This window comes from Robertmurraya sp., assembly GCF_036676585.1.
In the GTDB taxonomy this organism is placed as follows: Bacteria; Bacillota; Bacilli; order Bacillales; family Cytobacillaceae; genus Robertmurraya_A.
In genome coordinates this window covers 1-13,213 of sequence record NZ_JAKFCQ010000165.1, presented here as the reverse complement: position 1 = coordinate 13,213, position 13,213 = coordinate 1, and the positions used below count along the sequence as shown (strand labels likewise).

14 protein-coding genes are annotated in these 13,213 nt (G+C 36.8%); 11 read left to right on the top strand and 3 right to left on the bottom strand.

All coding sequences use genetic code 11. From position 1 onward, the window contains the following. Positions 1–58: 58 nt before the first annotated feature. From ACGLXV_RS21160 to ACGLXV_RS21125, 8 genes are all read left to right on the top strand, one after another. Positions 59–250, top strand: a complete 192-nt coding sequence (locus ACGLXV_RS21160; RefSeq protein WP_119709128.1) for a hypothetical protein — start codon at positions 59–61, stop codon at positions 248–250. Positions 251–365: 115 nt separating this feature from the next. Further along, positions 366–1,913 carry a rhomboid family intramembrane serine protease gene (locus tag ACGLXV_RS21155; RefSeq protein WP_391560197.1) on the top strand — a complete coding sequence of 516 codons (1,548 nt, stop codon included), beginning with the start codon at positions 366–368 and terminating at the stop codon, positions 1,911–1,913. A gap of 139 nt (positions 1,914–2,052) precedes the next feature. Further along, complete coding sequence (locus ACGLXV_RS21150) at positions 2,053–3,510, top strand: spore germination protein (RefSeq protein WP_391560272.1); 1,458 nt, start codon at positions 2,053–2,055, stop codon at positions 3,508–3,510. Between the two features lie 124 nt (positions 3,511–3,634). Continuing rightward, positions 3,635–3,835, top strand: coding sequence for a YqgQ family protein (locus ACGLXV_RS21145; protein WP_119709126.1), 201 nt, complete (start codon positions 3,635–3,637; stop codon positions 3,833–3,835). 11 nt (positions 3,836–3,846) lie between these two features. Then, positions 3,847–4,824 (top strand): ROK family glucokinase, encoded by a 978-nt coding sequence (locus ACGLXV_RS21140; RefSeq protein ID WP_391560196.1) that lies wholly within the window; start codon positions 3,847–3,849, stop codon positions 4,822–4,824. A gap of 251 nt (positions 4,825–5,075) precedes the next feature. After that, entirely contained in the window at positions 5,076–6,956 is a 1,881-nt protein-coding gene (locus ACGLXV_RS21135) for an LTA synthase family protein (protein ID WP_391560195.1), read from the top strand. Positions 6,957–7,072: 116 nt separating this feature from the next. Then, positions 7,073–8,260 carry a M14 family metallopeptidase gene (locus ACGLXV_RS21130; protein ID WP_391560194.1) on the top strand — a complete coding sequence of 396 codons (1,188 nt, stop codon included), beginning with the start codon at positions 7,073–7,075 and terminating at the stop codon, positions 8,258–8,260. Positions 8,261–8,333: 73 nt separating this feature from the next. Further along, the gene (locus tag ACGLXV_RS21125) at positions 8,334–9,479 is read left to right on the top strand and encodes a YqgU-like beta propeller domain-containing protein (RefSeq protein WP_391560193.1); all 1,146 of its coding nucleotides are present in this window, start codon (positions 8,334–8,336) and stop codon (positions 9,477–9,479) included. A 55-nt stretch (positions 9,480–9,534) separates the two neighbouring features. Here the strand turns inward: ACGLXV_RS21125 and ACGLXV_RS21120 are convergent, their stop codons facing one another. Then, positions 9,535–9,708 (bottom strand): DUF2759 domain-containing protein, encoded by a 174-nt coding sequence (locus tag ACGLXV_RS21120; RefSeq protein ID WP_119709121.1) that lies wholly within the window; start codon positions 9,706–9,708, stop codon positions 9,535–9,537. Between the two features lie 236 nt (positions 9,709–9,944). On the opposite strand from ACGLXV_RS21120, the gene ACGLXV_RS21115 reads away from it, so the two are divergent. Both ACGLXV_RS21115 and ACGLXV_RS21110 read left to right on the top strand, forming a co-directional pair. Beyond that, complete coding sequence (locus ACGLXV_RS21115) at positions 9,945–10,577, top strand: MBL fold metallo-hydrolase (RefSeq protein ID WP_391560192.1); 633 nt, start codon at positions 9,945–9,947, stop codon at positions 10,575–10,577. Between the two features lie 139 nt (positions 10,578–10,716). Then, complete coding sequence (locus ACGLXV_RS21110; protein WP_391560191.1) at positions 10,717–11,793, top strand: class I SAM-dependent methyltransferase; 1,077 nt, start codon at positions 10,717–10,719, stop codon at positions 11,791–11,793. 59 nt (positions 11,794–11,852) lie between these two features. On the opposite strand, the gene ACGLXV_RS21105 is transcribed toward ACGLXV_RS21110, so the two are convergent. Then, positions 11,853–12,098: a DUF2626 domain-containing protein gene (locus tag ACGLXV_RS21105; RefSeq protein ID WP_066049620.1), complete on the bottom strand. Its 246-nt coding sequence runs from the start codon at positions 12,096–12,098 to the stop codon at positions 11,853–11,855. A gap of 86 nt (positions 12,099–12,184) precedes the next feature. Then, the gene (locus ACGLXV_RS21100) at positions 12,185–12,883 is read right to left on the bottom strand and encodes a helix-turn-helix transcriptional regulator (RefSeq protein WP_119709119.1); all 699 of its coding nucleotides are present in this window, start codon (positions 12,881–12,883) and stop codon (positions 12,185–12,187) included. Between the two features lie 201 nt (positions 12,884–13,084). Between ACGLXV_RS21100 and ACGLXV_RS21095 the strand changes: the two genes are divergently transcribed. Next, a partial coding sequence (locus ACGLXV_RS21095; RefSeq protein WP_391560271.1) for a glutaredoxin domain-containing protein occupies positions 13,085–13,213 on the top strand: 129 nt, incomplete at its 3' end.

The following is a 13,213-nucleotide window of genomic DNA, read 5'->3' as shown; positions in this document are numbered from 1 at the left end:
CATTTGTCATGGATAAAAATGAATTTGACGTTTCAAACTATAGGTAGGAGGGATGAAAATGTCACGTTTATTTTCCATGGTATTAGTTGGTATTGGTGGATATTATGCCTATAAGAATCGTTTTCGATTGGTTAATATCGTACTCGGTAGTCCAATGATAAGAAGAATTGTTGTTAGTTCCTTAATGAATGTACCATTTGTTCGAAATCTAATGACAAAAACGGTATTCTCAGGACGTCCTGCCTATTAATAAGAAAGACCAAAGTTTTCGTACTTTGGTCTTTTTTATGTGCGTTTAACATTTATGAAAGTACCAAACTCAAAACTTTTTTATTAGGAACTAATCTCGTATATAATGTGAGTAAATGTTTGTAAAGGAAAGAGGGGGAAGCTTGAATAAATTAGAAGATTATTTATTTTGGAAGCTTGCACATTTTCTTATTCATAAAAAGGAGTATCGACTGTTAAGGACCTCTCCTTCGCAAGAGGAATTGTGGTTTGAAAAAGTAGAAAACAAACAAGTACCAATTATTCGTCTCAGACGGATCGACTTAGACTGGAGCAATTGGCTTGCTCGGGATATTGAGAATAGTGGAAACAATGGTGAAGCAATCCGGCGTCAATTGATTCGCGGCGAGGCAAACGTATTAAATTTATATGTGTCAGCCTATCCACCGGTCGATGACTATGATTTTCTACTTTCCGAAAAAAAGATTCTGAAAACAAATGTCACCACAAAGGTGATTACACGGGACACATATATTAAGGAAATATCTGAATTAGAACATGTATTCAGTGAAGAGATACCACTTGAGAGCAAGGAGGAATACTCTCTAAATGAAATCGAGCTCTTAAAAAACGCTACGTTAGAAACAGCTATAGAACGAATAAAAATTGAAAAGTCCTTGTTTGAAAATGGAAAACCCTTTTTTACATATGTTTTCATAGTCCTTCAAATCATCGCCTTCCTTTTTCTTGAATGGAAAGGTGGAAGCACAAATACGGCCACACTCATTAAGTATGGCGCGAAGTTCAATCCGCTTATTTTAGAGGGAGAATGGTGGAGGTTTTTAACACCCATCCTACTTCATATCGGATTTTTCCATTTATTTATGAATACATTGGCTTTGTATTATCTTGGCCCTACGATTGAAAGAATATATGGGCGAATGAGATTTCTTTTTATATATTTGGTCGCTGGGTTTAGCGGTTCGCTGGCAAGTTTTTTATTCACTACAAGTCTTTCGGCTGGTGCAAGTGGTGCAATCTTTGGCTGCTTTGGAGCTCTTCTATACTTTGGCCTCAACTATCGTTCCCTTTTCTTTCGGACAATGGGCTTTAATGTTCTTGTTGTCATTGCCATCAACCTGTCTCTTGGTTTTACGATCCCGGGAATTGATAACGCGGGTCATCTTGGTGGTCTTGTAGGAGGATTTCTAGCCACAGCGATTGTCCATTTTCCTAAACAAAAAAAATGGGTACAACAACTATTGTTTTTATTCCTTACTCTAGCAGCGATGGGTAGTGTGTTATGGTATGGTTACGCAAATCCAGAAAAAATAACAGATACACAATCGGTGATGGTCTTGTCTCAGGTGTACCTTCAAGATGAGAACTATGATAAAGCATATCGTTTATTGACAAATGCCATTCAAACTCATCAGTCCTCTGCAGAATTATTTTTTCAGCTTTCTTATGTTGAGATTAAACGAACTGATCTATCTTCTGCGGAAAATCATTTGCAAAGAGCAATTGAACTGGATCCGTACTTTCATGAGGCATACTATAATCTTTCCCTCATTTATTATGAATTAGGAAACAAAGAAGAGTCACTAACATATGCACAAAAAGCAGCAGAACTTGCTCCCGATCGAGAGGAGTATCAAAGTTTTATAGAAAAAATACAAGAATAATCCCATTTTCCTCAAGGTGATGTTTTTTAGCATCACCTTTTTCAATTGAAGAGTATGTTTTTTTGGGGGTATGTCTAAGATGTTGAAGTATACATGGAAATGTTTGGAGCAAGCTCTTCAATTGAACGAGGTGGACGCTATGGAAGCAGCAAAACATAAGGTGAGTTCAAAACTACATACCAATACAAGGTATTTAAGGGATGCTCTTGGTGTTGATAAAAGCTTTGATGTTATTCAGTTAGATGTAGAATACGCTGAAAAAGGAATGGCGTTTTATTTTGTCGATGGCTTTGTAAAAGATGATATTCTTCACTATTTAATGAAGCTGTTAGCAGATTTAAAGAAGGAGCAGCTTGAGCCTGATGCACTGAGTGCGTTGCTAAAAACGTATATTCCTTATGTCGAAGTAGAAACTACCGACGATTTGGATAAGGTTGTTGACACCGTATTAGCAGGTCCTACAGCTCTTCTTGTAGATGGGATACCAACGGCCATTCTAATTGACGCAAGAACCTACCCAGTTCGTGGTCCTCAAGAGCCGGATATTGAAAGGGTGGTTAGAGGAGCAAGAGATGGCTTTGTCGAGACACTAGTTTTTAATACAGCCTTGACCCGAAGAAGAGTAAGAGACCGTACATTACGGATGGAATATTTGCAGGTCGGAAGAAGATCAAAGACTGATATCGTTATTAGTTATATAGAAGATATTGCCGATCCCCATATGGTTGAACAACTGAAAGAATCTTTATCAAAAATTGATACGGATGGCTTACCAATGGCAGACAAAACAATCGAGGAATATTTGTCAGGTAGACATTGGAACCCGTTTCCTGTTATTCGATATACGGAACGGCCGGATACAGCTGCTACACACTTATATGAAGGACATGTGTGTATTATCGTGGATGGGTCACCGAGTGTGATCATTGCACCGGTTACCTTTTGGCATCATCTACAGCATGCAGAGGAGTATCGGAACAAACCCATTGTTGGTGCGTATCTTAGATTAGTACGTTTTATTGCGGTTTGGTCTTCTATCTTTTTGTTGCCAATGTGGTATTTATTAGCGACGAATAAAGAATTGCTGCCAAAAGCTCTTGCCTTTATAGGGCCCAATGAGATGGGGCAAATCCCACTGTTTTTACAGTTTCTGCTGATTGAGATTGGGCTCGACGTGCTAAGGATGGCAGCTATTCATACTCCATCAGCTTTAGCAACTGCACTTGGTCTTGTTGCAGCCTTGATGATTGGACAAGTTGCTGTCGAGGTAGGATTATTAAGTAACGAAGTCATATTATACTTCTCTATTGCAGCGCTTGGAACTTTTGCAACACCAAGCTATGAGTTAAGCTTAGCATCAAGATTAGTAAGGCTGTGCTTACTAATTTTTACAGCACTATTTCATACGATTGGGTTTGTGGTAGGTACCGTATTACTAATTCTGTTGCTCGCAAATATGAAATCTTTTGGTGTCCCATATCTTTGGCCATTCATCCCCTTTGATTTAAAAGCACTAAAAGATGTATTAATTCGATCACCAATTCCTTTAAAAAGTAAGAGACCAGAAATTTTACATCCACAAGATCCTGATAGATAACGCATGTCTTTCTTTTTAGAAAGGCATATTTTTTTTGCAGTATTGAGTAAAGCGTAGTTTTCGATTATACTTTTTATGAAAGCGTTTGTACAAGCTTTCACAATTTAGTGCTTGAGGTAAATACATGAAGAATACATATGATATTCAACAATTTTTAAAGAAATTTGGAACCATTATTTACGTTGGTGACCGCCTTGCTGATTTAGAGTTGATGGAGGAAGAACTGAAGGAATTATATCAATCTCAGTTGATTGAAGAACAGGACTTTCAAACGGCATTATTTATTGTCCGTCATGAAATTCAACAATTAAAAAATAAAGAATAGTAGGTGTGAATATGACAGATAAGTGGTTGGTTGGGGTAGATTTAGGAGGAACAACAACAAAACTTGCTTTTATTAATCAATACGGTGAAATTTTAAAAAAATGGGAAATTCCTACAGATAATAGCAATAAGGGGAAAAATATTACGATAAATATTGCTAAATCAATTGATCAGGCGCTTGAAGAATTAGATCAGCCTAAAAGTAAGCTGTTAGGGATAGGAATGGGTGCACCTGGTCCAGTGGATTATGCAACAGGCATTATCTACAACGTTGTAAACTTAGGCTGGGAAGATAACTATCCTTTAAAGGATTTATTAGAAGTAGAAACATCTTTACCTGCTATCATTGATAATGATGCTAACTGTGCGGCACTTGGTGAAATGTGGAAGGGTGCTGGAAATGGTGGGAAGGATATCGTTGCTGTCACATTAGGAACAGGTGTAGGAGGCGGTGTGATCGCTAACGGGCATATTGTTCAAGGTGTAAGTGGTGCGGCTGGTGAAATTGGTCATATTACCTCCCTACCTGTTGGTGGAGCACCTTGTAACTGTGGAAAAACAGGCTGCTTGGAGACCATTGCTTCAGCAACAGGTATCGTTCGAATAGGAAAAGAAAAGCTTCAGGCGGCACAGGATTCAAGTGGAGAATTAGCACAGATTTATCGTGAAGAGGGTACCATTTCAGCCAAAAATATATTCGATGCTGCGAGAAATGGGGATGTCCTTGCAAAAGAAGTAATCGAGGAAGTAAGTTTCCATCTTGGATTAGCATTAGCAAATATTGCAAATACCCTTAACCCAGAGAAAATTGTTCTTGGTGGAGGAGTTTCAAAAGCGGGAGATATTTTACTAGACAGCGTTCGTCAAAACTTTGAGAAATATGCCTTCTCAAGAGTAAAGGAATCAACAAAAATCGCTGTTGCGACACTCGGAAATGACGCAGGTGTTATTGGCGCAGCTTGGTTAATAAGGGATTATGTAAGTAAATAATATGGGAGGAGCCTCTACATTTATTGTGGAGGTTCTTTTTTTTATTTTAAAAAAATCGGACAAAGTTGAAACTATTTTAGGTTTCAAACGTCTATTATTAGGGTAATATGGAGGTCAGTAATTTAATATTCTATAAAACAATTATAATGATGAGTTTGATTTTTCGTTAAAAAAGTATTAAGATTATTTTTGGTTAACTATAATTCTACCAAAATATACCATTGACCAAAGATACAGGAGGTACTAGCTGCATGAACAAGTTGAAATGGTCAAAGTTTCCTTTGATTGCAATTGCAATCGTATTGCTCTGGATAAAAACGTATATCGTTTATAAAACTAGCTTTGATATTAAAATTGAAAACTGGAGACAAGAGTTTATTTTATTTATAAACCCGTTAAGTTTTCTTATGTTTATCTTTGGTATTGGCTTGTTTTTAAAGGGAAAAAGCCAAAACCGATTCATTATTACGACAAGTTTTCTTATGTCGGCCGTATTGTTTGGTAATGTTGTTTTTTATCGTTTCTTTAATGATTTCTTAACGATACCGGTATTGTTTCAAACAAGTAATATGGCGGACTTAGGAAGCAGTGTGAATGAACTATTAGAATGGAAGGATCTTTTATATTTCACTGATTTCTTTCTTATTGTTGCTTTTGTCTTACGGAGACCAACCTTAACTGAACAGAAGAATCGTAATAAAGTAGTGATAAGTGCGTATTATTTACTTACTGCTGCCATTGCATTTTTTAATTTAGGTTTGGCTGAAGCAGAAAGACCACAGCTCCTTACTCGAACATTTGATAGAGAAATGCTTGTTAAAAATATTGGAACATACAATTACCATATTTACGATGCCTTTTTACAGTCTAAATCATCTGCTCAAAGAGCATTAGCAGACGGCAGTGAATTGGTGGATATTGAAAACTATGTTCGGGCGAATTACAAGCGTCCTAGTGATGATATGTTTGGAATTGCCAAAGGAAAAAATGTGATTTTAATTTCAATGGAATCAACCCAAAGCTTTGTCATTAATCAGGAAGTAAATGGCCAAGAAATTACTCCCTTCCTAAATCAATTTATTAAGGAAAGTTATTATTTTGATAACTTCTATCACCAAACCGCACAAGGCAAAACGTCAGATTCTGAGTTTATCGTTGAAAATTCTCTTTATGGCTTAAGCCGCGGGGCAGTATTCTTTACTCATTCAGAAAATGAGTATCGAGCGACACCAGAAATTCTAAATGAAAATGGGTATTACACAGCTTCTCTTCATGCCAATAACAAGAGCTTCTGGAATCGTGATTTAATGTATGATTCATTAGGCTATACAAGATTCTATGCCCTTGGTGATTATGACGTAGATGAAACAAACTCGATTGGTTGGGGACTTAAAGATATTCCTTTCTTTGAACAATCAGTTGATCATTTATTAAATATGCCAAAACCGTTTTACTCGAAATTTATTACTCTAACTAATCACTTCCCATTTGAACTTGGTGAAGAAGATTTGTATATTCAACCTTATGATTCTACTAATAAAACAGTAAATAACTATTTCCCTACGGTCCGTTATCAAGATGAAGCATTAAAACTTTTTATTGAAGATTTAAAGGAAACTGGATTGTACGAGGAATCAATTATCATCCTTTATGGTGATCATTACGGAATATCGGAAAATCATAATAAGACAATGGGTGAGTTTTTAGGAAAAGAAATTACACCGTTAGAGAGTACACAGCTTCAAAGAGTACCATTAATTATTCATATTCCTGGGCAAGAAGGAAAGGTTATTCACAATGTTTCAGGTCAGGTTGATTTAAAGCCTACAATCCTTCACTTACTTGGAATTGATACCAAGCAAAATATTGATTTTGGTTCGGATCTGTTTTCTAAAGACTATACAGAGTTTACAGTGCTTCGTGATGGAAGTTTTATTACGAAGGACTATGTATACACGAAAGGCACATGTTATGACAAATCTACAGGGGAAGCAATTGATTCTGTTGATGCTTGCGAGCCATACATGGAAAAAGCGAAAAATGAGCTAGAGTACTCTGATAAAATTGTTTACGGAGATTTGCTTCGGTTTTACGAAAAATCTGGGAATATCAAAAAAAAGACAAATGAGTAATCAAAGAGAAGCCTACTTTTTGTAGGCTCTTTTTTATAGCTCAGATTTCCCTATTCTTTCTAGGAATCTTTTTTCATCTTCTTCATATGAATCGATAAAGGAAGGAGATGATGGTCTTGAAAGTTAAGGTTCGGACTGGAGACTCATTGGACTATTATAGTCAATTATTTATGTTGCCAATTCATTTGCTGCTAGACGCTAACAAACTGACAAAAAATACGATCCTTGAAAAAGGGCAAACGATACAGATTCCAGGATTTGAGCTAGAAACTCGTTGTATCGGCCAGAATGATGCTTTCTGGAGACTAGCTCTTCACTATAATCTTTCCATTGATGCATTATTGTTAGTCAATCAAAAGCGTAATCCAAACAGTTTTGAGCAAGGTGAAGCTGTTAATATTCCAAAGCGAATGATTAAACCAATCATACATGGGCAGACATTTTATGATTCAGCCCAACTTGAAACAGATATTAAAAAGCTTGTTGAAATGTATCCTTTTATCTCAACAAGTACCATTGGGCAAAGTGTACGTGGAAATCCAATTCATGAGTTGCGGTTCGGCAAGGGAGATTTAAAAATACACTATAATGCTTCTTTTCATGCGAATGAATGGATTACTACCCCGATTCTCCTACAGTTAGTGAATACCTTTCTATTAGCATTAACCAATCAAAGACCGATCAGAGGAATAGATATTCAGGCCCTTTATAACCGTGTGGATGTTTCTATCGTACCTATGGTGAATCCAGATGGAGTGGATTTGGTATTACATGGTCCGTTAGAAAGTGAAAGGGATAATTTAATAACGTACAACGGTGGCAGTAGTGATTTTGTAGGTTGGAAAGCAAATATTCGTGGAGTTGATCTAAATAATCAATTTCCGGCAAAATGGGAAATTGAAAAAGAGAGGAAAATACCAAAAGCACCGTCGGCTAGAGATTTCCCTGGTAATGAACCTTTAACAGAACCTGAGGCAATCGCAATGGCTCAACTGGCTAATGAGAGAAATTTTCATCGACTATTGGCCTTTCACACACAAGGAGAAGAGTTTTATTGGGGTTATGAGGGGTTAGAACCTTCGGAGGCACATTCGCTTGCAAACGAGTTTGAACGTGTCAGTGGATACCGTTCTGTACAGTATATTGACAGCCATGCAGGTTATAAGGATTGGTTTATACAAGAGTTTAAAAAGTGCGGGTTTACGTTTGAACTTGGGAAAGGAATCAATCCACTCCCATTATCACAGTATAGAAAGATATACCATGAGATGCTAGGGGTTTTTTTAGCTGCTATGTATGTTTAGGAAAGTTTTTACTTGTTCACCGCAATAGAGAAAGGTAAAATAAATTTAATTGTCTTTAAGGAGGAAAAGAATAGTGTTTTCAGTAAAAATTAAACAGGCACTTTATTTCTTTCTTTTCCTTCTTTTTGTTGTTCTATTATTTGGGTGTAGTAAGGAAAGTGTACCAAATAGCTTACCTCAATCATTACATAATAATGAGTTAAAAAAGAAGGAAATACCCCTATCATTTAATGGTGGTGAAGTTATGCTACCAATTAAAGAGATGAAGGGAAGCTTTTCTTCCGCTAGTGGCTGGTTAGATAATCAAACAATATTGTATGTAACCGATACTAGTGAGGGCTCCGCCTTATATTCCTATGACTTAGTGGAAGGTCAGTCGACACTGTTGTATTCGAGTGTCTATCCTATTGTTTCGGTAACTGTTAGTCCTACTAGAAGCAGCATACTTATTCATTCCTCACCTAATTCAAGTACGGGATTGGTGACAATTATCTCGTCTAGTGGAAAAATCATCTTGTCTTCAGAGATACCTTCGAATGAATTGGCTATCGAATGGAATGAGTATAATGAAAATCTTTTGCTAATAACGAGCTTTACAGAAGATTGGCAATATCACACCTATACATTAGATATAAGCAATAATACACTTGCTCAAATAACGATCCCTCAACCATTTGCGTATTGGAGTAATGTAAACGAAATTCTATATCTCGATTGGCGTACGGATAGTCCATCGCTTTCTGCGCCGTTAAAAAAATATAATATCAATAGTAAAGTAAGTAAGGATGTCTTGAAGGATGTCTATCAGGTAGATGTTTTTCCGAAACACACGCTTACCATAACCATAGACCCCAGTGAGGAATCAACTGTAGGAAACTACACATTTTATGACCAGGACTTTCAAGTGAAGTCGCGATTGTTGTTGCCGCAGCTGTCGAATTTTTCAGGATGGTCTGTTCCTTTTTATGATTATAACAAGGATTCTCATGCATTCTATACATTTAAGCCACAATATAGTTCGGAGATTGACACCTACGAAGGGACCTTCGACCTTATAAGGTTTTCAGTCGAGTCTAATGAGGAGCTTGTTTTAATCGAAGACTTAGTAAATGAACCTATCAGCTGCTCCCCTAACGGAACATTATGTCTGTACGGGTACAGCCTAGAGAACCTCCTCCTCCTCGGTGAGAAAAAGGTATTAGGGTTGATAGAAGAATAAAAAAGGACTGAGAAAATTTCTTTTCCCAGTCCTTTTTGTCGCATCGCTATTTTAGTTAGTGCGTTGCTGGATATCCATGGTGAATTACAGTCATAACTGTAAAGAAACCGAAAACAGCTAAAGTTCCTACAGCAAAAAATAAACCTAGGAAATTTTTGTTTTTTAGTGAACTAAATGCTCCGTATGCTGCTAGCAATGTAACTAAAGCAAATATAATGACCAATCCCACTTTGACAGCCCCCTTTATCAAATGGTAAAGACAAATGCCTTTTATCATTTCGTGCATATTCAGTATTTTATGTAACGTAAGTGTTTACATTCGTATTTTATTGTATCGGTTTTTATCCCATTTGTCGAGGTCTAAAAATGACACTTTCTTGACGTTAATTCTGTAGAGCAATATTTCTCCTTTCCATAAAACTAGTGTAAAATATTCTTAAGATCAAATGATATGGAGGAAATCTTATGAAATGGGAACAGGTCCCCCTCGGTCCGTTACAAACCAACAGCTATATCGTAACCGAAGGGAATCATTGCCTCGTTATTGACCCGGGTGATGAAGGGAAAAAACTTATTCAATTACTAGAGAAAAGAAAAGTGGTACCACAAGCAATCCTGTTGACACATGCTCATTTTGACCATATTGGAGCAGTGGACATCATTAGAGACCATTATCGTGTACCCGTATATATACATAAGAAAGAAGAAAACTGGTTAGGAGATCCTTCTTTAAATGGTTCTAAGTTCTTTATGATGCCAGTCTCTACATCAGTAAAGCCTGCAAATATTTTCTTTGAAAAGGAAGAAACAATAACCATTGGAGATTTTACTTTCTCCGTGTTTGAGACGCCTGGACACTCTCCTGGTAGTGTCTCGTTTTACTTTGAGGAAGCAGAATTTGTTATTTCAGGAGATGCGTTGTTTCATCAGAGCATCGGGAGAACTGACCTGCCTGGGGGAAATCATGATCAGCTTCTTAAGAGTATTCATAGTAAACTACTTGTACTTCCCGAGCAAACGTTAGTATTGCCTGGACATGGATACACAACAACCATTGGTGACGAGATGGATTCGAATCCGTTTTTGAATGGTTTTTAACAAATGAAAAGACCCTTCTCATGTGAGTAGGGTCTTTTATAGGGATACTTCCATTCCTTCTTTGGGAGGGAGGTTTTAATTACTATTACGATATTACAAAATAAATACTGTGTCAATAGAGGATAGTGGGGATATGATAGTGAAGGAAAAGATAAAGGAAATGATCACTTCATCCAAACATCAGCAAATCTCTTATGCTGAATATATGTCAGTAGCTTTATATGATAGGGAGAGTGGCTATTATATGAAAGCTGGTGAGAAGGTTGGTCGTCAAGGAGATTTTATTACAACAAGTAACATTGGAAATATTTATGGCCAGCTGATTGCAAGGTGGTACTATAAGCAAGTATCCAAGGGGAATATCCCTGCTAATGTTTGTGAAATCGGAGCTGGATCAGGAAGATTTGCTCAAGCATTTTTGGAAGAATGGAGTCTAATAACTACCGAACCTATTACATATTTCGTTTTAGAGGCCAGTCCTTTTCATCAGCAACTTATACAAAAAGAAATAGATGATGGGAAAATTAAAATAATTGATAGCTTAAGTAAGCTTAAAGGCTTCCATGGAATGATTTTTTCGAATGAGTTATTCGATGCTCTCCCGGTACATGTTATCGAGAAGAAAAAGGGGATCCTTCATGAAGTGATGATTACGGTAGAGAACGAGGACTTAAAGGAGTTATTAGTACCGCTAGCAAACACGAATGTTCAATCCTATGTTTCAGAATATATGCGAGACTTGCAAGAACACGAGCGAGCAGAAGTACCCGTAGCAATGGTTGAATTCATTAAAGAGATTTCAAAAATAATTGACTCAGGAATTTTGCTATCTGTTGATTACGGTTATACTGACTCAGAATGGGAAGAACCAGCTCGATCACAAGGTAGCTTAAGGGGATATTCGAAGCACACAATGAAAACAAACCTTCTTGCACACCCAGGCGAAATGGATATCACCTCACATGTGCAGTGGGATCCTTTCATTCGGATTGGAAAAAAGTATGACCTTAACTTAGAACGATTTATGAGGCAAGATGAATTCTTCTTAGAAATTGGTATCTTGGATTTATTAAAAGATCATTATGATCCAAATCCTTTTTCGGAACAAAGTAAACGAAACCGAGCGATTCGGAGTTTAATCACTCCGGGTGGAATGAGTAGCCATTTTCAAGTAGTCGTTCAATCGAAAAATTTATCAAAGGAGTTCTCTATATAATAAAAAGCGATGGATCAATTCCATCGCTTTTTCCCCCTTTTCATGGGGCTTCGTTCCTATTAATGCCCGCCAGCTCCTGGTGTCATCATAAATGTTGTCCAGTATGTAAAGCCAACGAAGAACACTGTTAAATAGGCACCGAAAATATAAATATACATACGTTCAGAAAGCTTTAGGTAGCTTAACAGAATGAAAAACCCCGTTTGACCAAAGAATAGCAATGATGTTTGTGGCATATGCCCTAGGTAGAACATAACGGCAAAAATACCTGTCCAAAACCCCATTACTCTAAACATACGATCCATATGATCCCTCCTTTTCACCCTATAAGTCCCTTACCTTACAATATTATAATGTAAACGCTATGAAAAAGTAAACAGGAGTTTGTTTTTTAATTCGTGATTAATGCTTGATAAGCACAAGCATCGCAGCCATTGATTAAGTTTTGCTTTTCTATAAGCTCAACGTCATTAAAAAGTGACTCAAACATCCCTTTTAAAAATTCGTGATGTGTTTCACAAACAGCATCTGGATGTTCTGTAGCAATTTCTTTAAATGGACAGTTGAAAATTTGGAAGTATATACGAGTCTGGTCTTCACTCACTTCGAATTCTGGATAGAAGCCAGCCATTGTTGCAGCATTTTTTAACGTGTTTAACTTTTGTTCAAACGTAGGGAACTCTCCATTATGAGATCGGGCCATTTCTTGCTCAATCATTTCCTTACCAAATCTTTTCCCGGTCATTCGTAATACTCTATGACCTTCTTCTCCGAGAGAGAGCATGGATTCCATAGTAATTTTAGCTAACATTTGATAGTCTCGGAATGGAAAATTTAACTGAATGACGTCATCGGACAATCGGTACAACCTACTTGGTCTACCACCTTTGCCTGTTTTTTTTGTTTCCGAGATCAGCATATTCACATCTTCAAGCTTAGAAAGATGTAATCTTGCTACGTTCGGATGAATATTAAAATTGTCTGCAATTTCTTGAACGGTAACTTCCTGATGTCTTTTTGTAATGTACTGATAAATGTAATAACGAGTTGGGTCCGATAATACATTTGTTATTTTCAATGTTTGTTCCATCTTAGCCACACCTCTCGGATCTCCTTAAATTTATTCCATTATAATACAGGCGACGGTAGTAAAAACTGTATTCACTATAAGTTTATAAAATGTTCACAACTTGTTGGCGAAATATTGAACAAATAACTATACAAATGTTATACAAAAGGTTAAAATGTATTTAACAAATTATTGAAAACAACTTCAAAGGCGGGGAAAAGGATGAATGATTTGATATTTTTCACTTATCCAAGTTGTACATCTTGTCGTAAAACGAAAAAGTGGCTGACAGCCAATGCAGTTACATATGAGGAGAGGCATTTATTTAAAGAAACACCGACAAGTGAGGAG

Excerpts from the sequence above, each read along its gene's own strand:
- ACGLXV_RS21150 (WP_391560272.1), top strand. The coding sequence starts at position 2,053 with ATGGAAGCAGCAAAACATAAGGTGAGTTCAAAACTACATACCAATACA.
- ACGLXV_RS21105 (WP_066049620.1), bottom strand. The coding sequence starts at position 12,098 with ATGGATCGTATGTTTAGAGTAATGGGGTTTTGGACAGGTATTTTTGCC.
- ACGLXV_RS21100 (WP_119709119.1), bottom strand. The coding sequence starts at position 12,883 with ATGGAACAAACATTGAAAATAACAAATGTATTATCGGACCCAACTCGT.
- ACGLXV_RS21140 (WP_391560196.1), top strand. The coding sequence starts at position 3,847 with ATGACAGATAAGTGGTTGGTTGGGGTAGATTTAGGAGGAACAACAACA.
- ACGLXV_RS21145 (WP_119709126.1), top strand. The coding sequence starts at position 3,635 with ATGAAGAATACATATGATATTCAACAATTTTTAAAGAAATTTGGAACC.
- ACGLXV_RS21155 (WP_391560197.1), top strand. The coding sequence starts at position 366 with ATGTTTGTAAAGGAAAGAGGGGGAAGCTTGAATAAATTAGAAGATTAT.
- ACGLXV_RS21160 (WP_119709128.1), top strand. The coding sequence starts at position 59 with ATGTCACGTTTATTTTCCATGGTATTAGTTGGTATTGGTGGATATTAT.
- ACGLXV_RS21115 (WP_391560192.1), top strand. The coding sequence starts at position 9,945 with ATGAAATGGGAACAGGTCCCCCTCGGTCCGTTACAAACCAACAGCTAT.
- ACGLXV_RS21135 (WP_391560195.1), top strand. The coding sequence starts at position 5,076 with ATGAACAAGTTGAAATGGTCAAAGTTTCCTTTGATTGCAATTGCAATC.